Genomic DNA, 26,763 nt, shown 5'->3' with positions numbered 1-26,763 from the left:
TTGATCCATCATGCTCGCAAAACGAATTATTCCCTGCCTTGACGTCAAGGACGGGCGGGTCGTGAAAGGTGTAAATTTTGTAAACCTGCGGGATGCAGGGGATCCGGTTGAGCTCGCGGCGTTGTATGACCGGGAAGGCGCGGATGAGTTAGTCTTCTTGGACATCTCCGCTTCGAACGAAGGGCGGGCGACGATGGTTGAAGTCGTGAAGCAAACTGCCGGAGAGATTTCCATTCCGTTCACCGTAGGCGGGGGCATTTCCCAAGTGGAGGATATGAAGCGAATTCTTCGGGCGGGTGCGGACAAAATCGGCATTAACACCGCAGCCGTGCTGAATCCCGATCTGATCTCTGATGGAGCGAAGCGCTTCGGCTCCCAATGTATCGTTGTCGCGATCGACGCGAAATATAACGAGGAGCTGAAGGATTGGGAGGTCTACACCCACGGGGGACGGAAGGCGACGGGAATGAGCGCGGTCCAGTGGGCGCTGGAGGCCGAATCGAGAGGCGCGGGCGAAATTCTGCTGACGAGCATGGACGCTGACGGTACCAAGGATGGCTTCGACCTGTCCTTGACAAAGGCGATCAGCCGTGCGGCAGGCATTCCGGTCATTGCTTCCGGCGGTGCGGGCAAAGTGTCCCATTTCTATGACGTGTTTACCGAAGGAGAGGCGGATGCTGCTCTGGCGGCAACGATTTTTCATTATAAAGAGATTGCGATCCCGGATTTGAAAAAGGATCTGATATCCAGAGGAGTGGAGATACGATGACTCAGCAACTTAAGCAGCAGCTTCCCCTGAATCAGCTGGAAGAGGCCATTCAATGGGACGAGAGCGGCCTTGTGCCGGCCATCGTGCAGGACGCCGCCTCCAAGGAAGTACTGATGCTGGCCTACATGAACCGGGAATCCCTGAAGATGTCTCTGGAGACCGGGCAGACCTGGTTCTGGAGCCGCTCGCGCGCCGAGCTGTGGAACAAGGGGGCTACCTCGGGCAATACGCAGCAAATTGTGTCCCTTCGCTATGATTGCGACGGCGATACCTTGCTCGTTGAGGTGCATCGGCAAGGCCCGGCCTGTCATACAGGGGAGGACAGCTGCTTTTATCGCACGGCTGCTGCGGCTGAAGATCAGGCTGCAGGGGCCGGCGCTGCGAATGGCGGCACGGCAAGCGGCCGATTTGCCGTTCTGGCCGAGCTCGAGCAGCTGATTGCCGAGCGGTACAAGGATCGTCCAGAGGGAGCATATACGACCTATCTTTTCGACAAAGGGATCGATAAAATCCTGAAGAAGGTCGGCGAGGAAACAGCGGAGTCAATCATCGCCGCCAAAAACGGGGATAATGACGAGCTGCGTTACGAGGTCAGCGATTTAATCTATCATTTGCTTGTACTGCTGCGCGAGCGGAATCTGCCGCTCGACGACATTATGCAGGAGCTGGAGCGGCGTCATGAACGGCCGCGCCGTGATTAATAAGGCGCAAGCGAGGGATTATAAATGGCAAAGAAGACGAATTATTGGATAGACTATCATACGCATCATGCCCGCTGCGGCCATGCCGTAGGCAGTCTGGAGGAATATGTCGTCCGGGGCATCGAGATCGGCCTGTCCGAAATCGGCTTATCCGATCATATGCCGCTTTTGCATGTAGACCCGGAGACTTACTACCCTGAAATGGCTATGCTCATGGACGAACTGCCGCGTTATGTGGAAGAGGCCTTTGCCCTTAAGGAGAAGTACCGCGGCCAGATCGAAGTGAAGGTCGGTCTGGAAGGGGACTATATCGAGGGCTGGGAAGCCGATATCGAGAAGATCATTCAGGCCTATCCGTGGGATTATGTCATCGGATCAGTGCATTTCCTGGGGGAGTGGGATGTTTCCGACTACCGCCAGGTACATAACTGGGACGGCCAAGACGTCTTTGCCGTGTATGAGCGTTATTATAAAGCAGTAGGCCAAGCCGCCAAGACGGGTTTCTATGACATCATTGGGCATTTTGACGTCATCAAGCGCTTTGGTCAAGTCCCGGGCATGGAACGGGAAGCAGAGACAAAGGCTTTGGAGCAGGGGGCTTTGGCGGCTATCGCCGAATCCGGAATCGCAATGGAGCTCAATGCTTCGGGGTTATCCAAGCCTTGTGCTGAAATGTTCCCGGCGAATCGAATCTTAAAGTCGGCGATCCAATTGGGAATACCGCTGACGGTAGGCTCCGATGCCCATAATCCTCTGAAGCTTAGCGAACACTTGGATAAGGCGCGGGCCACGCTGTACGGATTGGGAGTCCGGGAGCTGGCGACGTTCACGGAACGGCAGCGCAGAATGATTCCACTGGAGCAGGATTAGGAGAGCAATGAATAACCCACATAAACGACTACAATAATGATCCAGGAGGCAGTTATGGGATCCAAGCTGAGAATATTTGCGGGTTCATCGAATCCAAGATTGACGGCGGATATATGCAAGCGGCTCGGGGTTGAGCCAGGCAAGGTCAAGCTGTCCCGATTCAAAAGCGGAGAGATTTATGTGCACTATGAAGAGAGCATCCGCAACTCCGACGTGTTTCTGGTGCAGTCCCTTTCCCATCCGATCAATGAGCTGTTCGTCGAGCTGCTGGTCATGATCGATGCAGCCAAACGGGCTTCCGCGCGGACGGTTAATGTCATTATGCCTTATTACGGTTATGCGCGGCAGGAGCGGAAATCAGCTCCGCGGGAACCGATCTCCGCGAAGCTGCTGGCCGATGTGCTGACCACTGCAGGGGCAAGCCGGGTTGCGACGATCGATTTGCATGCGCCTGCGATTCAAGGATTCTTTAACATTCCTGTCGATCATTTGACCGCGCTTGATTTAATGACTGAATATTTGAAGGCGCAGAACATTCCGAATCCGGTCGTTGTATCCCCCGATGCCGGGCGGGCTTCGATGGCGGAGAAGCTGGCCAGCGGGCTGGATTCCCCCTTCGCCATTATGATCAAGAAGCGGCCGGCCCATAATGAGTCGGTTATTACGCATGTCATTGGCGATGTTGCGGGTTATACACCGATCATTATCGAGGATTTGATCGACACCGGGAGCACGATCGTGAACGTTGTGGAGGGGCTGAAGGAACGCGGCGCCAATGACGCCTACGTCTGTGCGACGCACGGCTTGTTCTCAGATCAGGCTGTCGAGCGCCTGCATCATAAGAACATCCGCGAAGTCGTGGTGACCGATTCGATCGAGCTGCCGGAGCAGCCGCCGGCCCATTTTAAGGTGCTGTCCGTTGCGCCGATGCTGTCCCAGGCAATCCAGCTTATTACGGAAGGCGGATCAATCGCTGCCTTGTTCAGGGATCGGGGTATTTAAATTATTGGTCAAGAGGCAAGAGGTAAGCAGAACAGAAAAGAGCCAGGAAATCTTCTTCCAAAGGGGATTTTCGGCTCTTTCTTGGTTTCAGGGCTTGCGGCGGCTTTTTCCTAATATCAACCAGACAACTAGTCCGGCAATCAATGCGAGGGGGACGAGGATAACTAACAAAGTAAGGATGATGTTCTCCCATAAAACAGTCAACAAACTCACTCCATTTGTAAAATTTTGTATCCCTATTATACTTCGGGACAAGCTGAATTTTTCCTTTAAATCAGGTGATAATCCGTATTTTACCTCTTCGATTTCCCGTGGGAGGACCGCTCCCTCTATGGTATACTGTGTGGAGAGATAGAGATAGAAGGAGGTGCCTTGAGTGAAGAAGAACAGAATCCCAATGGAAGGCATGCAGGCGAATGTGCTGCGGCTGTCCATGGATGCGAACTTTTTCTTTGAGAGAGCTGTCTCATCGCTGGACCGCAATCGCTATGACAAGGCATTGAAATATTTTCGCAAAGCAGTGGAATATGAGCCGGGCAACCCGGTGAATCATTGCAATATGGCGGGCATACTGTCGGAAATGGGCGACTATGAGGCGTCTAATGCCGTATTGTCTGCCATTTTACGGGACATTGATCCGTCCTTGACGGAATGTTATTTCTACATGGCTAATAATTATGCGAATATGGAGCAGTTCGAAGCGGCGGAAGAGGCATTAATTACGTATCTGCAAGAGGATGAAGGCGGGCAATTTCTGGCCGAAGCTGAAGAGATGCTCGATTTGCTGCAATATGAGCTGGAGCGTCCGGCGAAGCTGAAGCGCATCAAAGCGCGTAAGGGCATGGTCGAGCATGAATTGGCCCGCGAGTTGCTGGAAGAAGGGAAATTCGCCCAGGCCGTGAAGCTGCTGGAGGAGATTGTCGAGCAGCATCCGGATTTTCTGGCCGCCCGTAACAATTTGGCATTAGGATATTATTATTTAGGGTTGTTCCCGCAGGCGATGGAGGCCATTAACGGAGTATTAGAGCGGGACGCAGGCAATCTGCACGGCCTTTGCAACTTGGCTATATTTCTGCAGCGTGAGGGTCATGCTGCCGAATTGGACAGGCTCCGGGGGCTGCTCCGGGCCGTGGTCCCTTTCCATCAGGAGCATTTGTTCAAGCTGGCTACGACGATGGGGATACTTGGAGAGCATGAGGCGGCTTATACGCACTTCAGGCGGCTGCTTAAAGACCATGAGGTGAACCGCGACCCTGTTCTATATCATTATACGGCGGCGGCGGCTTGCAATACCGGACGCTATCCGGCTGCGCGTGCGCTTTGGCGGCAGTTAAGCAAGCTGGACCCCGGTTCGGGCATCGCCTCTTTTTATTTGAATCGACTGGATGATGATGAACTGCAAGGGCAAAATCCTTCGATTAGCTATCATTATAACCTTCCTTTTGAAGAGCAGCTGAAGCATCCGGAGAAATGGGAGAACGGCTTCCCTCCGGAAATTCGGGATAATCCCCTCATCCGTGCCTCCTTCTTCTGGGCGCTGCGCCATGGGGATCACCGTACGAAGCTTCAAGTCATTCAGGCCCTCGGCATGATTGCCGACCGGGAAGTAGAAGAGGCGCTGCTCGCCTTTTTGCTCGTTCCAGAGGAGAATGTATATTTAAAAGACATGGCGGTTCTGGTGCTGCGGTCTATTGGGGTAAAAGACCCGGTGCCTGTATGGAAAGACGGGACAAAGATCATGGTCGATCCCAGCAAAATAGGCTCCGGCTTGCCAGTATGGCGAAGCGAATGGCAGGCGGTGGTCGATTTGGCCATCAAGCGGATTGGCAAGTCTTCGGACCTGCGATTGCAGCATGATATCGAAACGTTATGGGTAGATTTTTTGACTCGTTTATATCCGGACATTCCGGCAATGGCCCATATCGAAGGCTGGGCAGCCGCGCTCGATTATCTGACGGCAAAAATGCACCGCAAAGCGCTCACCTATGAGGAGGTGGCGAAGCGATACGGGATTTCCGCATCGACGGCCAGCCGTTACGCCCGGCGGTTGAATCAGGTTTGCAAGGTGCAGGATAATGGGAAGGAAAAGGCGGATACCTTTCCCTTCGTGCAATAATAACTATGCCGGTTCGTCCGCCGATTGCCGGACGGAAGGGTAAGACAGGCCTTTCTTGGGTAAAACTTGTGTATAGGATCAATTACATAATGTAACATAGGCGAATTATGAATTGATTTGATGAACAATGACTACCAGGGAGGTTCGGTTAATGTACAAAGCGATTGTAATTGGAACAGGGCCGGCGGGTCTAACGGCAGCGATATACTTGGCCCGCGCCAACTTGAATCCGCTCGTGATCGAGGGTATGCAGCCAGGAGGGCAGCTGACGACCACTACGGAAGTCGAGAACTTCCCCGGCTTCCCGCAGGGTATTATGGGGCCGGAGCTAATGGATCAGATGCGGAAGCAGGCCGAACGCTTCGGCGCCGAGTTCCGCAGCGGATGGGTACAGGAGGTGGAGCTTCGCCAGCGGCCGTTCAAATTGACTATAGAGGGCGGCGAACTTCTGGAGGCAGAGACCGTCATCATTTCCACGGGGGCTTCCGCCAAATATTTAGGCATTCCCGGCGAGAAGGAGAATGTGGGGCGCGGAGTAAGCACCTGTGCAACTTGTGACGGTTTCTTCTTCCGCGGCAAGAAAATTATCGTGATCGGCGGCGGCGACTCCGCGATGGAGGAAGCGAGCTTCCTGACGCGTTTTGCCACCAGCGTGACCGTCGTGCACCGGCGAGACGAGCTTCGTGCTTCAAAGATCATGCAGGATCGCGCTCGAAATAATGAGAAAATCGAATGGGCGCTGAATCGTACCCCGCTTGAGGTATCGACGGACGAGCATGGCGCAGTTATCGGCCTTAAGGTCCGGAACAATGCAACGAATGGGGAAGAGCTGATTCCGGCAGACGGCATCTTCGTTGCGATTGGCCATACGCCGAATACGAAGTTCCTTGGCGGACAAATTGAGACGGACGAGCATGGTTACATCCTTGTTAAGCCAGGAACGACGATCACGAATGTCGAAGGCGTGTTCGCTTGCGGCGATGTGCAGGATACGCGTTATCGCCAGGCGATTACAGCAGCAGGCTCAGGCTGTATGGCGGCGATGGACTGTGAGAAGCTGCTGGAGGGCGCGATGGTGCGTGACTGGAGCGAGACGCTTAATTCCTGAAATAAAAGCTGAGGGCTGTTCTTAGGTCATCTTCCGATGGATGACGCTAGGAACAGCCTTTATTTTTTTGAATATAGGTGGATGGTAGTAGGAACAAGAACAGAAGAATTAGCCCAGCAGAATCAGTACGTCGTTAAATGGATTTCATGTCGTTAGAAGAAGGGAGAAGGCGATTATGGGCTGGATTCTTGATTTAGATGCATACAATCCATCTAATCCCTTGAAGTGTTCGTTTAGAGCATTATTAGATACATGAATTCCATTTAGTGTTGGCGCAGCTTGTACCATGGCAGGTTAGTGTCGACTTAGTGTTTGACTTAGTGTTCTACTTAGCATCCGCCAGCTAAGTATCCGACCGCTTATATAAAATCATCTAAAGAATGGGATGCAGGCAAGGAAAAAAGTGGATTCCGCAGAAGCGTAAGACATCCTGAAAGAAAGGGGCGTCCCTCAGTCATCTAAGATGACTTTAGGGCAGCCCCTCTATAAATTAATGTGCCGGCGTTAAATTCTGGCACTAAATTTCTTTTCGGCGGAAGTAGGTCAGGCCAGCCAGGAAGAACAGCAGGAAGCTGCCCAGCACGGTGATCAGCAGGCTTTGGTAAGGCAGGTTAAAGGCGCCAAATTCAGCTTCGCCGCTGGGCATCATCGCCAATACTGGCTGGGCCCAGGGATAGAACGGGCCGTAGGTGGCCGAGTTGACGATGAGCATGTTCGGAATCGTCAGCGAGACATTCAGCGACAGCGGTGCTGCAAAGCTCGCCCAGTTCAGCGATGCGCCCAGCTGCAGCGCAACGAGCGGCAGGCAGGCAACCCAGCCGCCTAGTATGCTCTTCAGGAACATGCCCCATGGCATGACCCCTGGGAAGGCGTGGTACTTCGCCGCACCGATCAGTGCCAGGAGGAAGAAGAGCTGACTTAACGCAAGCAGGCCGGCCACGACAGCGAATTTGGCGAGATAGACGCCTGTACGCGATACGGGCAGCACAAGCAGCTGCTTCCAGCCTCCGCCGGTATGCTCGTAACGGCAGACGAAGGCGGCGAATAGTCCGGCCATGATGGGCAGGAACAGCATGCCGTGCAGCATGACCATGCTGCCGAGCATGATCGGCCATGGGTCAGCGCCCGCGGGAATCGACACCAGTGCGCCGATTAGCAGCGAGAGAAGCGGGCTGGCCAGAATAATCAGCCAAATGCCGGATCTGGACATTTTCAGCGTTTCCGCCGACAGGATTCGCAGGAAATTTCGCATCGTCAGTCCACATCCTTTCGGTTAAAATGCAGCAGGCTGATCATTAGCATGAAGAGGCCCAGTGAAACGCCGCCAAGGAGATAGGCCAGCGGGCTATTGTCACTTATGGCCAAAGTAGCCCAATTCAGCGGCAGCCATACGGATAAATCCAGCGTAAAAGGCGAGAGTATCGCGGCGGCTATGCCGATCGAAACCGGAAGGGCCTGATTGCGGAACGTCAGCGACAGCCAGAGCTGCAGAGCCAGCAGCGGCCAAGCGGCCAAATAAGGGTAGAAGCCCATGGTTAATAATTCCCTTATCGGCAGCGGCGTTTGAAATCCGAGCAGGAGGCCGAGTCCTGCGGTAAAGACCGGGAGCAGCAGGCAGGAAATGCTCAACACGATTACGCACAGGGTGAATTTGGCCAGGAATACGGAGCTGCGCGACACCGGCAAGGCCAGAAGCTGCTTCCACGAGCTCATCTGATGCTCTATGTTGGCGACCAGAGAGCTGATCAAGGTACAGCCGAGGAACAGCGCCATCGGGACGAACAATTCGATATTGTGGATTAATCCGCCCCAGAGATCGTCTTTGTATACTTTGGATAAATAATCGAATCGCAGTCCGAAATTGAGCCCCTGCATTGCGACAAGGCCGGTCGGTGCGAGGAACACCAGAAACCAGATGCCCTTGCGGCGGATTTTGAGGAAATCGGCGCGAAGCGAGCGCAGCATCATCATAGCGCTCCCTCCCCGATCACTTGCATGAAGATATCCTCCAGAGATTTTTTCTTCTGTTCAACCCGGTAAATGGCGTGCCCGTTCTCGACGAGCCGCTTGACGAGATGGGCGACTTGAGCATCCTTCATGCCAGGGAAGGTCATAATCCCACCCTGGAGGATACCCGTTTGGCCCATGTCGCGGGCGATCCAAATGGCGGAATCCGGCTCGGATACGACCAGCTCGATGTCATGCTGCGCCTGGAGGCGCAAATGATCGATCGTATCCTGAAAGACCAGCTGCCCTTCGCGGATAATGCCGACCTTATGGGCCATCTGCTCGACTTCGCCTAGCAGGTGACTGGAGACGAGCACGGTAATGCCGTATTGCTGCGGCATATTCTTGATCAGCTCGCGCATTTCATGAATTCCGGAAGGGTCGAGCCCGTTGGTTGGTTCATCCAGAATCAGGAGCTCGGGACTCCCGAGGAGTGAAGCGGCAATGCCCAGCCGCTGCTTCATACCGAGGGAGAAGCCCTTGACCGGGCGCTTGGCTTCCTTCGTTAAGGAGACGATTTCCAGCACCTCGGCGATTCGCGATTTCGGCACATCCAGAATACGGCGAATCGCTTCCAAATTGTCGATGGCGCTTAAATGTCCGTAATAGGACGGATATTCTACAAGCGATCCGATCCGGCGCAGAATGTTCAGTTTGTCCCGCTTGAGCTCTCGTCCAAAAATGGAGATCGAACCGCTCGTCGGCTGAATTAGTCCGAGCAGCATGCGGATCGTCGTCGTCTTGCCCGCTCCGTTGGGTCCGAGGAAGCCGTAAATATCTCCCTTGGAGATTTCCAGGTTCAATTGATCAACGGCCGGGCGGCCACGGTATTTCTTCGTTAATCCCTTGGTTTGAATAATCAGTTCGCTCACTATAAATCACCTCGGTAACCAGCATAGCTTCCGAAGTTTAAATGCAGCGGAGGATGAAGTTTAAATTTAGGTTAAGAAGCGGGACAGATGACGAACCTGGTACCTCTGGCCGAGGATTCCGCGTCGAGGCGAAGACCCATCTCCCGCAGCAGCAGCTCTACGATGGCCAGGCCCAGACCTGCGCCTTTGGCTGCTGAGGCGGCATCAAGGCCTGGACCGCGATCCGAAATAATAAGAGCTGGCCGTCCCTTCCAGCGGGCTGTATGGATGCCTACATACTTGCCTGAACCGGCGTGGCGGACGACGTTCTGGAATAGGTTATCCAGGACGCGGCGAAAGCCCTGCATGTCGACCGCCCACCTCAGGGGTTCATCCGGCAGATCGATGTCCACGGTCATGCCGGCCTTTTCCCAGATGGGGTACCAAGCGGCAGCGCTCTCCCTGACGATGCGATGTACGTCCTGCTGCTCCATGGACAAGGCGTATTTCCCGCTGGTCAGCAAATTATAGGACAATAAATGATCGATCAGGTGGTCGAGGTCGTCCAGCTTGGTTTCCATCAAAGCCAAGGATTGCCGTCCTTGCGCGGATAAAGGCTCTTTACCCATGGAAAAGAGATGCCCGGCGAGTACGGTCAGCGGCGTACGCAGATCATGGGACAGGTTGGCGATCAGATTCTTGCGCAGCTCCTCCTCCTTGCGCTCTCGCCTGCGGCCCTCTTCCAATTGGTTCACCATATGATTAAAGGCCTGCTCCAGCCTGCCGATTTCATCCGGGCGCCCTTCTTCCGTAGGCGACGGAAGCCCGTTCTCTCCGACACGTGTCATGGCGGCTTCCAGCCGGAGAAGACGTTTGCGGATGTCCCGGAAGAACAAATAGGACAGCAATATGAAGATGCCGAAGATCAGCGCCATGAACAAGCCATAGAACCGGGAATCGCTAGGACGGCCTTGGGGCGTCAGATAGGAGCGCGGCAGCTCAAAGACCATGAATCCCTGCTTCGCCTGCTCGTCTCCTCCAATTAAAGCCACGACGGTGTAAGGGTCGGCATTGATTCCCGCCTTCATGAAGGCAATTGTATCCTCCGCAGACCACTGCTTGGGCAGCGTTGCCTGTACAGGCAGCTGAAGCTGCGTGATCCCAGCACCGTCAACCCAGAACAGTGCAGCATCGGGGTATTTCTCCTTCAGCGCGGAGAGCCTGGCGTCGATTTCCGCCGGGGAGGCTGCGGCCAGCGCCTTGGCGTGCTTATGCCACATTTTCTCCAGCTCATAGGCAGAGCCGTAAGGCAGCTGATAAGTTTCCTGCCCGCCCAGCATCAGCATCCGGTTAACGGCCCAGGAGGCCATGAAGCTGGCTGGAATCAGCACGGGGATAAATACGAGAGCCGTGACGATGATCAGTACATATCGCGATAAAAGGGAAGTGCGAAGGCGCTGCAAAGGGCTTTGTTTTATAAATCTCATGCCCGCACCCTGTATCCGATGCCGCGGATTGTTTCAATAATTTCTGGGGCGGCGGGATCGCGCTCGATTTTTTCACGCAAATGCCGAATATGTACCATCAGAGTCTTATCGCCTTCCAGGTAGGGTTCTCCCCATACGGCTTCATAAATTTGCTCCTTTGTCATAATTTGACCGAGGTGGCGCAGCAGGTAATGGAAGATGTGGAACTGCTTCCCCGTAAGCAGAATCTCTTCTCCAGTATCCTGGTCGATAATGAGGTTCTCGCGTTCATGGACGAGCAGATGCCGAAGTCTGAGCGGTTCGGGGGAAGCATTGCCGCTGCGGCGGAGCAGCACTTCAATTCGGGCGGCGAGCTCATCCGGATGAAAAGGCTTCGTCAGGTAGTCATCCGCGAATTCTAGTCCTTGCAGCTTATCATCGATTGAGGTTCTGGCCGACAGCATCAATATGGGCAATTTTGGGTACTGCTTCTTGAGCCGCTGACCGACCGTGAAGCCGTCCAAGCCGGGCAGCATGACATCGAGAATGGCAAGCCGGCAGGATTCGGCGTGTTCCAAGGCTTGCTCTCCGCTCGTCAGCCAGGTTATGCGGTAGCCGCGGTCCTGCAGATTGGCATGTACCCACTTACCGATCTCGGGATCGTCTTCAATATATAGCAAATGAATGGAATTCATCGTCAATATACCTCCTTTAGCTCCTATTGTGACAAATCTGCATAAAAAAATAAACTGTGCCGGCAAAGCACCTGCAACCTTGTGATTGTAATCACAAGTTGTCAGGCCGGCCTGTGCTACTTTGGATATGAGAATGGTTTTCATTCAAATTTGAAGAAATGCGGTGAGGACTCATGGGGAAAAAGATCGATTTGCATAAAACAGTCTACGAGTTATGCACGGCCGATCCTGAGATTATCGATATCATGGTGGGCTTGGGCTTCGAGCAGCTGGCCAAGCCGGGGATGCTGCAGAGCGCGGGGCGCTTTATGACGATCCCCCAGGGAGCCAGGCTGCGCAAGGTGGAGCTCGATGCGATCAAGGACGCGTTCCGCGCCAGGGGCTATGAAATCACGGAGTGAGCTCAGGCCGCGAGCGGCTTGGGTCCTTAGGATATTTATAGAATAGCAGGATTCTAATCATAAAAGGGAGGATACGGGGATGAGCGAAATGATCAACAATCGCGAGCGTGCGGTACCGGAGCAAGGACGCCGGCAAGAACTGTTGAAGGAGATCATTAAGGAGCTGCATGAAGGCAAGAGCGTGGAGGAGGTCAAGGCCCGGTTTGAGGAAGCAGTCGGGGGCGTGACAGTAGCGGAAATATCAGCGATGGAGCAAGCCTTGATGGAGGAGGAGGGCATTCCGGTCTCCGAGGTGCAGCGCCTGTGCTCTGTGCACACGGCTATTTTTAAAGGCTCGATTGAGGAAATTCACCGTTCGTCCAAGCCGGAGGAGCAGCCGGGGCATCCTGTTCATACCTTTAAGCTGGAGAATCGCGAGATTGAGCGGCATGTCAATTTCAGACTGGAGCTGCATAAGGACAAATTCCGCCGGGAGGACAGCACGGAAATCGTCTATAAGCTGGTGGAGGATTTAAATCTGCTGCTGGATCTCGATAAGCACTATAGCCGCAAGGAAAATTTGCTGTTCCCGTATTTAGAGAAATACGGCATCTATGGCCCGACCAAGGTGATGTGGGGTGTAGACGATGCAATTCGTGCAATGATCAAGGAAGTGAAAGAGAAGCTGCTAAGTTACAACGGTGGCCGCGCCTATAAGGATATACTCATCATCGATCTGGAGCGCGTGATTACTGAGGTAAACGAGATGATTTTTAAAGAAGAGAATATTTTGCTGCCGATGGCCTTGGGGAAGCTGACGGAGGACGAATGGGTAAAAATAGCTGCCGAGAGCGATGAGATCGGCTATTGCCTGACTGCCCCGGAACAGAAGTGGGTTCCCGAGCGTGTGCCGCTCCCGTACAACGAAGGTACGGAGGGAGCGGAGAACGGCCAGCTTCCAGAGGGGCTGATCCGGTTCGAGACAGGAATTCTGACCGCCGCGCAGCTGGAAGCGATTATGAATCATCTGCCTGTCGATCTTACGTTCATTGATGAGCAGGATGTTGTCCGGTATTTCTCGCATGGGAAGGAGCGCATTTTCGCCCGGACCAAGGCCGTCATCGGCCGTACGGTGCAAAACTGCCATCCTCCGCAAAGCGTGCATGTCGTGAATGAGCTGCTGGCGGATTTCAAGGCCGGGCGGAAGGACTCAGAGGACTTCTGGATTCCGTTTAAGGATAAGTTCGTTTATATCCGGTATTTCGCGGTTCGCAGCGCTGAGGGACAATACATGGGCACCTTGGAATTCACGCAAAATATCGCGCCGATACAAGCACTCGAGGGTCAGAAGCGAATAATGTCTTAAACTTGGTATATATGGTATGATCGCCTATAATATGCAACCCCGTCTACGACGGGGTTTTTTGCTGGGAAATTGTAGGATTGGGCAGCATTAGGAGGGCTGCCGCAGCGGGTGCATTCTCTATATAAACACCGCTTGTGAATTTCATCATTTGCGCTGAAAGCCTTGTATTTACTGGATTTCCTGCTGTTCGCTTCTCTTGACCGAACGGTGTGGTTCGCTTATAGTTGGTACGTAGGATAAACAATTTTATTTGAAGAAAAAGGTGGCTTGTACAATGTCTGAAAAAATCTACATTGGTGTTGATCTTGGCGGGACTGCGATCAAAGTCGGCATCTGTAATGAGGAGGGGCAGCTTCTTCATACTTATGAGGGGCCAACCGAAGCTGATAAAGGTGCCGATGCCGTTGTAAGCAATATCGAGCAGTATGTCCGTCATATCGTGGAGCAATCTCCTTTTGACTGGGAACAGGTAGCAGGCGTCGGAGCTGGAGTTGCCGGATTTACGGACGTTCGCGAAGGAATCATCATTCTAGCACCGAATGTAGGTTTGAGGGATCTTCCGATTCGCGAGATTCTGGAGGCCCGCCTTGGCAAGCCTGTCAAAATAGACAATGATGCCAACGTTGCAGCGCTGGGCGAAGCCTGGGGCGGCGCGGGCAAGGGCATCGATCATTGCGTCTGCGCTACGCTGGGTACGGGAGTAGGCGCCGGCATTATTATTCATGGTAAAATCTATCAAGGCTTCGCCGGATTTGCGGGCGAACTAGGTCATATGTCTGTCGTTCCCGATCTGGAAGCGATTCAATGCGGCTGCGGCGAGACCGGCTGCCTGGAGACCGTATCCTCGGCAACGGGCATTATCCGGATGGCCAATGATGCAGTATCCAGAGGAGAGCGCACGGCCTTGTCGCAAGTAGAGAAAATTATGGCGAAGGACGTATTCGATGCGGCGAAAGCCGGGGACGAAGTAGCGATTCGCATCGTGAACCGCGCCGCATTCTATTTGGGCAAAGCGCTGGCGGCTGTAGCTGTCGTGCTGAATCCGGAAGTGTTCATTATCGGCGGCGGCGTGTCCAAGGCGGGGGACATCCTGTTCAATGAGGTGCGCAGCGTGTTCCAGAAACTGACGCCGGAAGTAGCGGCAAGAGGGGTAAGCATTGTACCTGCAACGCTCGGCAATGATGCCGGAATGGTTGGCGCAGCAGGCCTGTTCACGCGTTCCTAAGAAATCACGGCAAGCTGATATGCTTGCAGGGGCAGCAGCCTTCGGGCTATAGTGTACACTCGGGTTCGACAAGTCACGCTCGCAAGCTCGTAGGCAATCGGGGGTCTGTTATTAAATTCTGTCGATATATAGTGTCGATTTTAGATATATAATAGATAGAAGAAGACAGGAGAACTATACGAGGAGGGAAATGCATGTCAGAGAAGGAGAAAGCTTCAGTAGCCAATTTGATTATCATTACAGGCATGTCGGGCGCAGGGAAGTCGCTCGCCGTTAGGAGCCTGGAAGATCTAGGATTCTTCTGCGTGGACAATTTGCCTCCAGTACTCATCCCCAAATTCGCTGAGCTGATCGAGCAATCGAATGGGAAAATCGCCAAGGTGGCACTGGTCATCGACCTGCGGGGCCGCGAGTTTTTTACTGCTCTATCTGAGTCGCTTGGCTATGTAAAAGATCATTTTACAATTAATTCTGAAATTTTATTCCTGGATGCGACTGATTCCGTGTTGGTGCAGCGCTATAAGGAAAGCCGCCGCCGCCACCCGCTTGCACCGGACGGCATGCCGCTCGACGGCATCCGGCTAGAGCGAAAAATGCTAGAGGAGTTGAAACTTTCTGCCACCCAGGTCATTGATACGAGCAATATCAAGCCTGCCCAGCTTAAAGAGAAGATCATTTCCCGCTTTTCTCATTTGGAGAGCAATCATTTATCCGTAAACATCACTTCCTTCGGATTTAAATACGGCATACCGATCGACGCCGATTTGGTCTTCGACGTCCGGTTTCTGCCAAACCCTCATTATATTGAGCAGCTTCGTCCACACACCGGACAAGACAGTGATGTATATGATTATGTTATGAAGTGGCCGGAGACACAGTCCTTCCTGACAAAACTGTTAGACATGCTGCATTTTCTGCTGCCTCAATATCATAAAGAGGGAAAAAGCCAGGTCATTATCGCCATTGGCTGTACCGGAGGGAAGCACCGTTCGGTCGCCATTGCCGAATATTTGGGCCGGATGCTCGGAACTAGTGAAACGGAGACGGTTCGCGTAAGCCATAGGGATGAGGGCCGAGACCGGCATTAAGAGGGTGAATCAAGACGATGAATCGAGCTAACGATACAAAAGTTCCGCGAATCGTAGTGATGGGCGGTGGAACCGGCCTATCCGTCATGCTTCGCGGATTGAAGGAAAAACCGCTCGATATCACGGCCATTGTTACCGTCGCCGATGATGGGGGGAGCTCCGGAATTCTCCGGAATGAGCTGCATATGCCGCCTCCCGGCGACATTCGTAACGTATTGACCGCGCTTGCGGACGTAGAACCGTTGCTGTCGAATATGCTTAGCTACCGTTTTTCCAACGGTTCTGGACTAGCAGGGCATAGTTTGGGCAATTTAATACTAGCGGCAATTACGGATATATCCGGAGATTTCGTCACGGCCGTCCGGGAGCTGAGCCGCGTGTTCGCGGTACGCGGCCGCGTGCTTCCCGCCGCCGATCAGGCGGTGGTGCTGCATGCGGAGATGGAGGACGGGACGATCGTAACCGGGGAATCGAAAATTCCCGAGGCCCGGGGGAAGATCAAGCGAATTTTCCTGGAGCCGGAGGAGGTCGAGCCGCTGCCGGAGGCGTGCGAGGCGATTCGTGAGGCTGATGCCATTCTGATCGGCCCAGGCAGCCTATACACGAGCATTATTCCAAACCTGCTTGTTCCGAAGCTGACGGAAGCGGTTTTGTCCAACAAGAGCGCGATCAAAATTTTTGTCTGCAACGTCATGACCCAGCCTGGCGAGACGGATAATTATACGGTAAGCGACCATCTCCAGGCCATTTACGATCACGTAGGCCATCATTTATTTGATTATGTCATCGTCAATGACGGCGAAATTCCGACTCAGGTTCAGGATTTCTATGCCGAGCAAGGCGCCAAGCCGGTCGAGGTCGATTGGGATGTGGTTACAGGCCGTGGCTACAAAGTCATTGCCGACACGCTCGTATTGTTCCGTCGCTATTTGCGCCATGATGCCGACAAATTGAGTCAGCATATTTACCAATTGGTGCAAAACTGGAATTTACGAAAGAGGTGAGATCCTTGTCGTTTGCGGCGCAAACCAAAAAGGAACTAACGATGGTCGAGGCTGAACCCTGCTGCGAGCAGGCCGAGCTGTCCGCGTTAATCCGGATGAATGGCTCGGTACAGGTTTCGAACAAGAAGGTTGTTCTGGACATCTCTACGGAAAACGCCGCGATAGCAAGGCGAATTTATTCCTTACTGAAGAAGCACTTTCAGGTTCATACGGAACTGCTTGTACGCAAGAAAATGCGGCTAAAGAAAAATAACGTCTATATCGTACGAATTCCGGCCAAGGTTCAGGAAATACTGGAGACGTTGAACATCGTGTCTGAAGGTTTTATTTTTACGCCGGGGATTAATCCAGAGTTGACCCGGAAAAACTGTTGTAAACGGGCCTACCTTCGTGGGGCGTTCATGGCGGGAGGCTCCGTCAATAACCCGGAGGGCTCCTCGTATCATCTGGAGATCGCCTCCATGTATGAGGAGCACTGCAAGGCCCTGGTGGAGCTCGCTAATGAATTTTATCTGAATGCGCGATGCATCGAACGCAAGAAGGGTTTTATTTTCTACATCAAAGAGGGCGAGAAGATTATCGAGCTGCTGAACATTATTGGTGCTCACCAGGCGTTATTCAAATTCGAGGATGTGCGTATCATGCGCGATATGCGCAACTCGGTCAACCGGATCGTGAACTGCGAAACGGCGAACTTGAATAAAACGATCGGAGCGGCTGTCAGGCAGATCGAAAATATTAGGCTCTTGGAGAAGGAAGTGGGACTTGAGAACCTTCCGGAGAAGCTGCGCGAGGTTGCGGAAGTGCGTCTCGCTCATCCCGATATGAACCTCAAAGAGGTCGGAGAGCTGCTCAAAGGCAAGGTCAGCAAGTCAGGCGTTAACCACAGACTGCGGAAAATCGACGAGCTGGCGGAAAAAATTCGCGGGGGTACAGGCCTATAGCTAGTCTGTTACAGTCTGTATATGATATAATGATATAAATTTACCATGATCACATAGTTCTACAACATGCTATTGAATTCGTAATAGGGGGTAAGGTTTCATGATCAAACACCCGGTAACTGTTCGATTGAAAACGGGTCTACACGCTCGGCCGGCAGCGCTTTTCGTCCAGGAAGCGAATAAATACTCATCTGAAATATTTGTTGAGAAAGACGATAAAAAAGTAAATGCTAAAAGTATCATGGGTATTATGAGCCTTGCCATTAGCACCGGAACGGAAATCTATATCAGTGCGGATGGCGCAGACGCGGAGCAAGCCGCAAACGCTTTAATTAATCTGGTTAGCAAAGAGGAGCTGGAAAACCAGTAATATGGTTTATGCCAGTGTTCTTGAAGGGATGATTTCGGGGTTCCTCCCGCGAAGTCATCCCTTTTTAAATTTGAAATGGACTAGGACATATTTTTCCTAAAGAATGAATCCATTGCTGCAACATTTGTATATGAACCGTCGTTTAGTAGTTAAACTCACCCTATATTGGAGGTCATTACTAATGAAAAAATGGTTCAAGCCGATTGGCGCAGTTGTGATCGCAAGTGCATTAGTGGTTGGAGGAACTTGGATTGGCGGGGGACTGGATATGGCGCAGCCTGTATACGCTGACAATGAGGCGCAGCGCAATGTCATCAATGTCACTGGCAGTGGTGAAATCATGATTAAGCCGGACGTAGCGTATATTTCGGTAGGGGTAGAGACACAGGCGGCTACGGCAAAGGAAGCGCAAAGCCAAAATGCAGCCAAGATGGCCAAGGTGAATGCGCTGCTCAAGGATACGTGGAAGCTGGATGCAAAGGATATGAAGACAGGCCAGTTCTCCGTCCAGCCGAACTACAGTTATTCCGAGAAGGAAGGCCAGAAGGTCAAGGGCTATTCCGCATACCATACATTGTCGATTACTTACCGCGATCTGGAGAAGGTAGGCCAGCTGCTGGACGAGATTACAAAGGCAGGGGCTAACCGCATTGACAATGTCCGTTTCTCTACCGAAAATCCCGATCAATATCAGGAGCAGGTGATCGCGAAGGCGATGGCTAATGCCGACATGAAAGCCGCCGCAATTGCCAAGGCCGCCAAACGTCAGGTCGGCGTTGTGCTGAGCGTCACTCAGGCCAGCAACGATTACGCGCCTTATATGAATATGAGCTTCGCCGTAGCGGAGAAGGCATCCATGGATCAGGGAACCGCCATCGAGCCGGGCGAAATCAGTGTAAAGACAACACTCTCTGTTATGTACGAGATGAAATAATCTGGAAGCCTCTAGGGCCTTGTACCAGGGCCGTGATGCGGGAATCTGTCCAAGGACAGGGGCATCGCGGCTTTTTTGATGAGCCGAATTCACGCAAAACCTTCACAAAACTTCCTTTGGTTCTGCCAAACGGCCTAGAAAAGTGTTGTATCTAGGGACAAAACAAGGTATAGTGAATATGCAAAAAATGAATCGACTGACCTGTTAAAAGCCATACCAATGGATATGGCTTTTTTTTCTTAGTAGACTTAAAGGAGTTGGTGCATACATGATTGAACTGTCTGAAGTTGAGAAAAGCTTTGCAGGACAAGTCGTTGTGCATCCGCTTTCGCTCACCATACAAGAGGGGGAGTTCTTAACCCTGCTGGGCCCGAGCGGCTGCGGCAAGACGACGATTTTACGCATGATCGCCGGGTTCGAGCATCCGACAAGCGGCAAAATTATGCTGGACGGCAAGGATTTGACCAATCTGCCTCCGAACCGCCGGGATTTGAACCTGGTCTTCCAGCACTATGCATTATTCCCGCATATGACGGTAGAGGATAATATCGCATTTGGATTGAAAATGAAGAAAATACCGTCCAAGGAGCAGCGCCAGCGGGTAGAGGAAGCGGTCACGATGACCCAGCTGACTCCGCTGATCAAGCGTTATCCGCATCAGCTGTCCGGCGGACAGCAGCAGCGCGTAGCAATCGCCCGGGCGATTGCGAACAAGCCGAAGGTCCTGCTGCTGGACGAGCCGCTGAGCGCCCTTGATTTGCAGCTTCGCAAGAATCTGCAATCCGAGCTGAAGCAATTGCAGCGCAGTTTGGGGATTACGTTTGTATACGTCACCCACGACCAGGAGGAAGCGATGATGCTGTCCGACCGGATCGTGATTATGAATAACGGACAAGTGGAACAAATCGGCACGCCGCGTGAAATTTATGCTAAGCCAGCCACCCTGTTCTCCGCCACCTTTGTAGGAGAGAATAACATTTTCTCCAGCGATGGGCGGCTATTTGCTGTGCGTCCGGAGAAATTGCGGGCGAGCAGGCAGGTGGAAGGTTCGAAGCGCAGCGGAGAGGTCATGGATGTTCTCTACCTGGGCAGCATACACAAGCTGATCGTTCAGTTAGACAACGAGCCGATGACGGTGTCCATCATATTTGATATTACGGATGATCGTCCTTGGAGCATTGGCGACAAGGTAGGAGTGGACTGGAACTCCGAGGACGAGGTGGTAATCGGGCCATGAGGAAATCGAGCCTGTCGGTACTGCCGGTGGTGTTATGGCTGGGTGTTTTTATGCTCATTCCGATGCTTATTGTCGTCGGCATGTCGTTTATGGGCCGTGACCAGGTTGGCGGCGTCGTAGCCGGTTTCAGCTTGGACTCTTATGCCCGCTTTTTCGATCCGCTGTATTTGGGGATTTATTGGGATACGATCGTGCTGTCCGTCATGACGACGGTGATCTGTCTGCTGCTGAGCTATCCGCTAGCTTATTATATCGCCAATGCTGGACCGAAGAGACAGACCTGGGGACTGATTCTGGTGACAATTCCGTTCTGGATCAACTTCCTGATTCGCACCTATGCCTGGGTTCTGCTGCTTCGCACGCAGGGCGTCGTCAACAATTTGCTGATCGATATCGGCCTGATTCACGAGCCGCTGCAGCTGCTGTATACGCGGGGAGCCGTTCTGCTTGGCATGGTCTATACGTTTATTCCCTTTATGGTGCTGCCGATCTATGTTGCGCTGGAACAAATGGACAAAAAGCTGCTGGAGGCGGCTAGCGACCTCGGCGCATCACCATGGAAGTCGTTCTGGCACATTACGGTGCCGCAGACCAGATCCGGCATCATGACAGGTTCGGTGCTGGTCTATGTCTCCACCACGGGAATGTTCGTCGTAACGGACATTCTGGGCGGCGCGAAATCGGCGATGATCAGCAACGTCATTCAGGCGCAATTCTCGGGAGCGAGGGATTGGCCGTTCGGTTCGGCGCTGTCGATCATTTTTGTGATCACTTCATTGATTATGATTGCGCTGTTTAACAAAGCAATGACTTCCAGGCACCTCAAAGTAAAGGAGGGGCGCTGATGAAGACGAAGACGCATCCATTGCTCGGCTTTCATTCGCTGCTGATGATGGTGTTTATTTATGTGCCGATCGCTTTTATAATTGCATATTCCTTTAATAGTTCGCGTCTAGCTGCCGACTGGAGCGGCTTCACGCTGGACTGGTACTTCTCTTTGTTTAAAAACCGCCGGGTCATCGAGGCGCTGAGCAACAGCTTAATCGTTGCCGCGGTATCGACCGCAGCATCTACCATCCTGGGAACGATGGCCGCGCTGTCGATGAGAAAGTTGAACCGCAAGATGCGGGCCGGGATGGGGGGACTGCTCTACCTGCCAATCATCATTCCGGATATTATTATGGGATTATCCTTGCTTGTTCTGTTCACTCAGTTCCATATTCCGATGGGCAAGCTAACGATTATTCTAGCCCATATTACGTTTAGCATGTCCTATGTTTACGTTGTGGTCAGCACGAGGCTGGCGGACATGGGCAAGCAGCTGGAGGAAGCGGCGAACGACCTGGGGGCGGATGCGTGGCAGACGTTCCGTTATGTCACATTTCCGCAAATCATGCCTGGTATCGTGGCTGGGGCGCTTATCGCCTTTACGTTGTCCTTGGATGATTTTATGGTGAGCTTCTTCGTCAGCGGGCCTAGCTCGACGACGCTACCGATCTATATTTACGGGCAAGTAAAACGGGGTATTTCCCCGGAAATTAATGCGTTGTGTACGATTCTGATCATCGTCAGCGTCACATTGATTCTTCTGGCGCAATATGCGCTGAATCGGGGGAAAGGGCAAAAGAAAAAATCCCTCCTCCCATTCTAAAATAAGTAGTGCGCTGAAAAGTTGATTTTTGAACATGATTAAAGTAAATAAGATTAATTAAAGAATGGGATGCAGGCAAGGGAGGAAGATGATTCCGAAGAAATGAAAGCTTTCTGAAGGAAAGCTGCCTCGGAAGCATAAGCTTGTGGTCGCCTTTATGATCGGATTTCTGCCATATATGAATTTATATAATCCAAGAAATCCGGGAACAACAGCGATCGCAGGAACATTTTACGTACTTGCCCTACATCCATTACCAAGAGAGGAGATCAAAGAATTGAAAAAAATGAGATGGGCCGGCGTGCTGCTGGCGAGCATGTTAGTTATTTCCCTATTATCCGGATGCGGATCATCTGGCAAGGAAACGTTGAACATATACAGCTGGGCGGATAACTTTGACGCCGACGTACTCGCTGATTTTGAAAAAGAATATAACGTAAAAATCGTATATGACGTGTTTGCCAACAACGAGGATCTGCTTGCTAAGATCAAAACGGGAGGCAGCGGTTACGACTTGATTCAGCCCTCCGACTATATGGTCGACACTATGATTAAAGAGGGGCTGCTGGCGCCGCTGAACATGGAGAACATCCCGAACTTTGAGAACATCGATCCTGCGTTTAAGGACCCTGTGTTCGATCCGGGCAACAAGTATTCCATCGTTTATATGACTGGCGTGACGGGAATTGCGTACAATAAGAAGTACATCAAGGACGAGATCGACAGCTGGGAAGATCTGTGGAACCCGGCTTACAAAGGAAAGGTGCTGCTGCTGGACGATAACCGCGAAGTGATCGGGATGGCTCTGAAAAAAGCCGGCAAATCGAACAGTTCGACAGACGAAGCGGAAATCGGCGCTGCGGTGGACGACTTGAAGCAGCTGCTGCCAAGCGTTCTTGCTTTTGATACAGATAATATTAAGAATAAAATGATCCAGGAAGAGGGCTGGATCGGCACAGTCTGGTCGGGCGATGCTTCCGTGATTGCCAGTGACAATCCAGACGTTGCATATGTTGTGCCTAAAGAAGGTGGTACGATCTGGGCCGATAATTATGCGATTCCGCAGGATGCGAAGAACAAGGAGCTGGCAGAGAAGTTCATCAACTACATGCTGGAGCCTGAGGTTAGCGCGAAGAACTACGAGTCGATCGGCTATAGCGATCCGAATATCAAGGCGAAGGAGTTCCATAGCGACGAATATAATGCCGATACGATGATCAACCTTTCTGCGGATGAACTGTCCCGCACAGAATGGCTTGGCGACGTTGGGGATAAGCTGCAGCTCTATGACCGTTACTGGACAGAGCTGAAGAGCGGACGGGAATAACTGCCATCGATGGCAACAATAATTTACAACAGCGAGGCGCATTTGCGCTTCGCTTTTTTTTGCCTCGGACGCTTTGATCGAATGTTGGCATGATTTTGCTGGAAGAGGGACATAATTCGACTATCCAAGGAAAGAGGTGAGGCAAAGATGATGATGTGGAGGATTTGCCGGATTGGGTTATGCCTGCTCGCGGCCGTATTGTTATCGGCGGGAATAATGCTTGAGGGAAACGTTAGTGCAGAGGATGCAGCTCTGGGAAGTGGAGTTCAAGCCGAGCAGGCATCATTCGCCGGGACAGCCCAAGCAACAGCAGCTGCTGAACAAGGGGTTAAAGTCGAGACGCGAACGATAACGAAGTCCTTGCCAGGGGCATCGATTAAAGCGGAATATCCCCATATAAGCGGTTTGAAGAGCAAATCCGTCCAACGGAAGCTTAATTCGCACTTCAAAGCCCGCGCGGAGGATTTCGTGAAGAAATCCGTCAAGGAAGCAAAGCAGAACCAACCTTCCCCAAGCGGGCATAAGTATGAATTTTTGGGCAGCTATACGGTCACCTATAACAAGAATTGCATTCTGAGCCTCTATGAACAGACCTATGCTTACACCGGGGGAGCACATGGGAACAGCTACCGGGAAGGTCTGACCTTTCGGCTGAAGGACGGCAAGCTGCTAACGCTTGACGAGCTGCTGCGGGCGAATCCGAATTATCGCGAAATCGTTGATCCTGCCATTGCTCAGCAAATGCAGCAGACGCAGGGCTATTTTGGCAATTTCAAGACGATTGGCCCGAATCCGTCGTATTATGTCAAGGACGAGGGTGTCGTCATCTTTTTCCCGTTGTATGAGTATCTGCCTTATGTGAACGGATTTCCGGAGTTCTACTTTCCTTTCTCGCAGCTGCTGCCAGCGGGTGCGAATCCGTTTGATTTTACGAGACACAAATAATATTGTTTATGCTTTGCGATAGTGGAACAATTCTAAGGTTACAAAATAGCTCCCCTCATAAGGACGGGTTTTTAACCTGCCTTCGATGAGGGGAGCTATCGTCAGTTCTGGGTGAGCTCCTAAACGGAGCAAGATCCGTCCGAGCAGGAGGGGTCGGAATTCGGGCCTGTGTCCGAATTTCCGCCAGCCTGGCCCGAAATCACTTGCAATGGCTGCTGCTGTTCTTCCTGCCACACCTGCTCAAGCACTTCCAGGAATGTTCCGCTTGGCTGCGCACCGGATACGGCGTATTTATCGTTGAAGACAAAAAAAGGAACGCCGGTAATTCCAAGGCGTGCGCCCTGCTGGAGTTCGCCGATCACCGCGGAATCGAAGGCGCCTTCCTCAAGAACGCGAAGAGCCTCCTGTTCGTTGAGGCCTACTTCGGCCGATAGCCGGGCAAGCGTAGGATGGTCGCTGAGATCAAGCCCTTCCGTGAAATAAGCTTTGAACAACCGTTCGGCCAGCTCGTTTCCTTTGCCATGCTGTTTGGCGAACTGCGTCAATTGATGGGCATCATGGGTGTTCGTTGGGATGACGTTATCCATGTGGTACTCCAGCCCGACTTCAGCGGCTTGCATAGTGACTTGCTCATTCATTTGTTTGGCTCGTTCGTAGGGCATGCCGTATTTCTCGGCTAGCACCGTGTTAATATCCTTGCCGGTCTTCTTCTCGGCATCGGGCGCGAGCTCGAAGCTGCGAAAGCCAACTTGGACTTGATCGCCATGAGGGAATTGCTTCAAGGCTGCTTCGAATTTGCGTTTGCCGATATAGCAGAATGGGCAAGCAAAGTCTGACCATATATCTACTTTCATGGGATTGCCTCCTTAAGTTTATTCTTCTATCATTCGATGATTTCTACAGGAATGAGCTTGAACTCGGTGACGTCAACCAGACCGCGATTTGAAATGCGAATCTCTGGAATGACCGGCAGGGCGATCAGCGAGAAGGTCATGAATGGTGCGTTCAATCGACAGCCCAACTGCTGCCAGGCCGCAGCAAGCTGCTTCACTTCCCTGGTTACAGTCTCCAGCGGCTGATCGGACATCAAGCCGGCGATGACCATAGGCACCGTGGCGAGAACTTGGCCGTTCTCCACAGCTATCATGCCGCCGCCTAGCCGGGCTAGCTCATTGGCTGCGAGAGCCATATCTTCTGCATTCGTTCCCATGACGAGCAGGTTGTGGCTGTCATGGGCCACTGTAGAAGCAACTGCTCCGCTTCTCAATTGGAAGCCCTGGGCGAAAGCCAGAGAGATTTGTCCGGTGCCATGATGACGCTCAATGCACGCCAGCTGAACGATATCCTGCTTAGGGTTAGGCTGGATAATGCCGCCGGAGACCTGCAGCGTCGCTGTTGCCTTCGCTGTGCGGGCGCTGTTCTCAATTGCTTGGATGAGATGCACCTTGGTGCTTGTTCCCTGGCTTCGGCTGCTCAGCAGGAAGTCCGCTGCAGTAAGCGGGCGGGCTAAATGAACCGATTGCCGTATTTTCTCCGGATAGACATAGCTGGGGAACTGAGCTAACAGTCTGCCGCGATCATAGACCAGTTCGCCGTTCGTAATAACGCTGGAAGGCTCCATTTGCCGCAAATCATCGATAAGCAGCAGATCGGCGCATTTGCCCGGGGCGATTCCGCCGATATCGCCATCGAGCTTGAAGTAGCGAGCTGTGTTGATCGTCCCCATCTGAATAGCGGTAACCGGGTCGACACCTTCCTCTATAGCGCGGCGGACAACATGGTTGAGATGTCCCTTCTCAACCAGCGTCTCGGGGTAGACGTCATCGGTAACAAGCATAATGTTGTCGGTTCTTACACGATCTTCAGTGACAACTTTGATAACTTCTTTGACGTCATGCCAGGCGGAGCCCTCGCGGATCATCAGATGCATGCCGAGTCTTAGCTTGGCCAAGCCTTGCTCTCTTGTAACCGTCTCGTGACAGGAGGTCACACCCGCGGCAATGTAGGCCTGAAGCTGCTGCTGGTCATCGCTAGGGAAGTGGCCGGTGACCGCTTTGCCGGCTTCCATTGTGGCTTTGATTTCCCCGGTCATTTTCGGTTCCCCATGCACAACGCCGGGGAAATTCATCACCTCGCCCAAGCCTGCAACACCGTCCCAGGTCATGCCCTCTGCGATATCGCCGACATGCAGCTCGGCGCCGGCATCCTCCAAATCCGTCGTGGACGGAACACAGGAAGGGAAGGTGGTGTATACCTTCAGCGGCAGACCGCGGCCTTCTTCATGCATGAGGCGGACCCCTTCCGTTCCGAATACGTTGGCGATTTCATGCGGATCCATAAATATTGCAGTGGTTCCTTTGGCTAGCGCCGCTTTGGAGAATTCGGTGACAGACAGCATCGTACTTTCTACGTGCATATGTCCATCCAGCAGACCTGGTGAAATATACCTTCCAGCAGCGTCGATCACCTGCGTACTAGCTCCTATTGTATGTAAGGCATGGCCTACATAAGCAATGCGGCCATGCTTGATGGCTACATCCGTGTTCTCGATCAGTTCGCCGGTGTATACGTTCACCAGCGTACCGTTAGTGACGACCAGATCGGCAGGCTCTGCCCCCATGGCAACCTGGCCCAGACTGTGGCTGACGTCATATTGTTTGTTCGTTCGGTTATGGCTCATTTCTCTGGTCTCCTTTACACCTAGCAC

The 26,763-nt window shown here is 52.5% G+C and carries 26 protein-coding genes; 19 read left to right on the top strand and 7 right to left on the bottom strand.

The window, feature by feature from the left end:
* The first annotated feature begins 10 nt into the window (after positions 1-10).
* The 6 genes from hisF (at position 11) to trxB (ending at position 6,566) form a co-directional block, all read left to right on the top strand.
* A complete protein-coding gene (hisF, locus tag GNP95_RS19210) occupies positions 11-769 on the top strand; it encodes an imidazole glycerol phosphate synthase subunit HisF (RefSeq protein ID WP_155612469.1) in 759 nt (252 codons plus the stop codon).
* Positions 766-1,470, top strand: a complete 705-nt coding sequence (gene hisIE / locus GNP95_RS19205) for a bifunctional phosphoribosyl-AMP cyclohydrolase/phosphoribosyl-ATP diphosphatase HisIE (protein ID WP_155612468.1) — start codon at positions 766-768, stop codon at positions 1,468-1,470. The genes hisF and hisIE overlap by 4 nt, the downstream gene beginning before the upstream one ends.
* Before the next feature lie 24 nt (positions 1,471-1,494).
* On the top strand, positions 1,495-2,340 hold the full coding sequence (gene hisJ / locus GNP95_RS19200) for a histidinol-phosphatase HisJ (RefSeq protein WP_155612467.1): 846 nt from the start codon (positions 1,495-1,497) through the stop codon (positions 2,338-2,340).
* Positions 2,341-2,394: 54 nt separating this feature from the next.
* Positions 2,395-3,342, top strand: coding sequence for a ribose-phosphate diphosphokinase (locus tag GNP95_RS19195; RefSeq protein WP_155612466.1), 948 nt, complete (start codon positions 2,395-2,397; stop codon positions 3,340-3,342).
* Positions 3,343-3,718: 376 nt separating this feature from the next.
* Entirely contained in the window at positions 3,719-5,458 is a 1,740-nt protein-coding gene (locus GNP95_RS19190) for a tetratricopeptide repeat protein (protein ID WP_413773765.1), read from the top strand.
* Between the two features lie 151 nt (positions 5,459-5,609).
* The gene (gene trxB, locus GNP95_RS19185) at positions 5,610-6,566 is read left to right on the top strand and encodes a thioredoxin-disulfide reductase (protein WP_155612465.1); all 957 of its coding nucleotides are present in this window, start codon (positions 5,610-5,612) and stop codon (positions 6,564-6,566) included.
* A 517-nt stretch (positions 6,567-7,083) separates the two neighbouring features.
* On the opposite strand, the gene GNP95_RS19180 is transcribed toward trxB, so the two are convergent.
* From GNP95_RS19180 to GNP95_RS19160, 5 genes are all read right to left on the bottom strand, one after another.
* A complete protein-coding gene (locus GNP95_RS19180) occupies positions 7,084-7,818 on the bottom strand; it encodes an ABC transporter permease (protein WP_155612464.1) in 735 nt (244 codons plus the stop codon).
* Positions 7,819-7,820: 2 nt separating this feature from the next.
* Positions 7,821-8,534, bottom strand: coding sequence for an ABC transporter permease (locus tag GNP95_RS19175; protein ID WP_155612490.1), 714 nt, complete (start codon positions 8,532-8,534; stop codon positions 7,821-7,823).
* Complete coding sequence (locus GNP95_RS19170; protein ID WP_330163515.1) at positions 8,534-9,445, bottom strand: ABC transporter ATP-binding protein; 912 nt, start codon at positions 9,443-9,445, stop codon at positions 8,534-8,536. The genes GNP95_RS19175 and GNP95_RS19170 overlap by 1 nt, the downstream gene beginning before the upstream one ends.
* 71 nt (positions 9,446-9,516) lie before the next feature.
* The gene (locus GNP95_RS19165) at positions 9,517-10,911 is read right to left on the bottom strand and encodes a HAMP domain-containing sensor histidine kinase (protein WP_155612463.1); all 1,395 of its coding nucleotides are present in this window, start codon (positions 10,909-10,911) and stop codon (positions 9,517-9,519) included.
* Positions 10,908-11,585, bottom strand: coding sequence for a response regulator transcription factor (locus GNP95_RS19160; protein WP_155612462.1), 678 nt, complete (start codon positions 11,583-11,585; stop codon positions 10,908-10,910). The genes GNP95_RS19165 and GNP95_RS19160 overlap by 4 nt, the downstream gene beginning before the upstream one ends.
* 173 nt (positions 11,586-11,758) lie before the next feature.
* Here GNP95_RS19160 and GNP95_RS19155 point away from each other — a divergent pair, with 173 nt between their 5' ends.
* The 13 genes from GNP95_RS19155 (at position 11,759) to GNP95_RS19095 (ending at position 24,056) form a co-directional block, all read left to right on the top strand.
* On the top strand, positions 11,759-11,986 hold the full coding sequence (locus GNP95_RS19155) for a DUF1858 domain-containing protein (RefSeq protein WP_155612461.1): 228 nt from the start codon (positions 11,759-11,761) through the stop codon (positions 11,984-11,986).
* Between the two features lie 79 nt (positions 11,987-12,065).
* Positions 12,066-13,331, top strand: coding sequence for a DUF438 domain-containing protein (locus GNP95_RS19150; protein WP_155612460.1), 1,266 nt, complete (start codon positions 12,066-12,068; stop codon positions 13,329-13,331).
* Positions 13,332-13,605: 274 nt separating this feature from the next.
* Complete coding sequence (locus tag GNP95_RS19145) at positions 13,606-14,556, top strand: ROK family glucokinase (RefSeq protein WP_155612459.1); 951 nt, start codon at positions 13,606-13,608, stop codon at positions 14,554-14,556.
* Between the two features lie 194 nt (positions 14,557-14,750).
* Positions 14,751-15,644 (top strand): RNase adapter RapZ, encoded by an 894-nt coding sequence (rapZ, locus tag GNP95_RS19140; RefSeq protein ID WP_155612458.1) that lies wholly within the window; start codon positions 14,751-14,753, stop codon positions 15,642-15,644.
* A gap of 17 nt (positions 15,645-15,661) precedes the next feature.
* Positions 15,662-16,648 carry a gluconeogenesis factor YvcK family protein gene (locus GNP95_RS19135; RefSeq protein WP_155612457.1) on the top strand — a complete coding sequence of 329 codons (987 nt, stop codon included), beginning with the start codon at positions 15,662-15,664 and terminating at the stop codon, positions 16,646-16,648.
* A 5-nt stretch (positions 16,649-16,653) separates the two neighbouring features.
* Complete coding sequence (whiA, locus tag GNP95_RS19130) at positions 16,654-17,592, top strand: DNA-binding protein WhiA (protein ID WP_155612456.1); 939 nt, start codon at positions 16,654-16,656, stop codon at positions 17,590-17,592.
* Positions 17,593-17,692: 100 nt separating this feature from the next.
* Positions 17,693-17,962 carry an HPr family phosphocarrier protein gene (locus GNP95_RS19125; protein WP_019640181.1) on the top strand — a complete coding sequence of 90 codons (270 nt, stop codon included), beginning with the start codon at positions 17,693-17,695 and terminating at the stop codon, positions 17,960-17,962.
* Positions 17,963-18,143: 181 nt separating this feature from the next.
* Positions 18,144-18,896 carry an SIMPL domain-containing protein gene (locus GNP95_RS19120; RefSeq protein ID WP_155612455.1) on the top strand — a complete coding sequence of 251 codons (753 nt, stop codon included), beginning with the start codon at positions 18,144-18,146 and terminating at the stop codon, positions 18,894-18,896.
* Positions 18,897-19,164: 268 nt separating this feature from the next.
* Positions 19,165-20,133 carry an ABC transporter ATP-binding protein gene (locus tag GNP95_RS19115; RefSeq protein ID WP_155612454.1) on the top strand — a complete coding sequence of 323 codons (969 nt, stop codon included), beginning with the start codon at positions 19,165-19,167 and terminating at the stop codon, positions 20,131-20,133.
* Positions 20,130-20,978 (top strand): ABC transporter permease, encoded by an 849-nt coding sequence (locus tag GNP95_RS19110; RefSeq protein WP_155612453.1) that lies wholly within the window; start codon positions 20,130-20,132, stop codon positions 20,976-20,978. Before GNP95_RS19115 ends, GNP95_RS19110 begins: the two co-directional genes overlap by 4 nt.
* Positions 20,978-21,784: an ABC transporter permease gene (locus GNP95_RS19105; RefSeq protein WP_155612452.1), complete on the top strand. Its 807-nt coding sequence runs from the start codon at positions 20,978-20,980 to the stop codon at positions 21,782-21,784. Before GNP95_RS19110 ends, GNP95_RS19105 begins: the two co-directional genes overlap by 1 nt.
* Positions 21,785-22,061: 277 nt before the next feature.
* Entirely contained in the window at positions 22,062-23,111 is a 1,050-nt protein-coding gene (locus tag GNP95_RS19100) for an ABC transporter substrate-binding protein (RefSeq protein ID WP_155612451.1), read from the top strand.
* A gap of 147 nt (positions 23,112-23,258) precedes the next feature.
* Positions 23,259-24,056: a DUF3298 and DUF4163 domain-containing protein gene (locus tag GNP95_RS19095; protein WP_155612450.1), complete on the top strand. Its 798-nt coding sequence runs from the start codon at positions 23,259-23,261 to the stop codon at positions 24,054-24,056.
* Positions 24,057-24,175: 119 nt separating this feature from the next.
* Here GNP95_RS19095 and GNP95_RS19090 read toward each other — a convergent pair whose 3' ends face one another.
* Both GNP95_RS19090 and ade read right to left on the bottom strand, forming a co-directional pair.
* Positions 24,176-24,910, bottom strand: a complete 735-nt coding sequence (locus GNP95_RS19090; protein ID WP_155612449.1) for a DsbA family oxidoreductase — start codon at positions 24,908-24,910, stop codon at positions 24,176-24,178.
* A gap of 29 nt (positions 24,911-24,939) precedes the next feature.
* The gene (gene ade / locus GNP95_RS19085; protein ID WP_155612448.1) at positions 24,940-26,736 is read right to left on the bottom strand and encodes an adenine deaminase; all 1,797 of its coding nucleotides are present in this window, start codon (positions 26,734-26,736) and stop codon (positions 24,940-24,942) included.
* Positions 26,737-26,763 lie beyond the last annotated feature (27 nt).

Origin of the sequence: Paenibacillus woosongensis, assembly GCF_009725165.1 — a bacterium.
GTDB classification, from domain to species: domain Bacteria; phylum Bacillota; class Bacilli; order Paenibacillales; family Paenibacillaceae; genus Fontibacillus; species Fontibacillus woosongensis.
The sequence above is the reverse complement of the archived record's forward strand: the minus strand, read 5'-3'. Positions and strand labels throughout refer to the sequence as shown.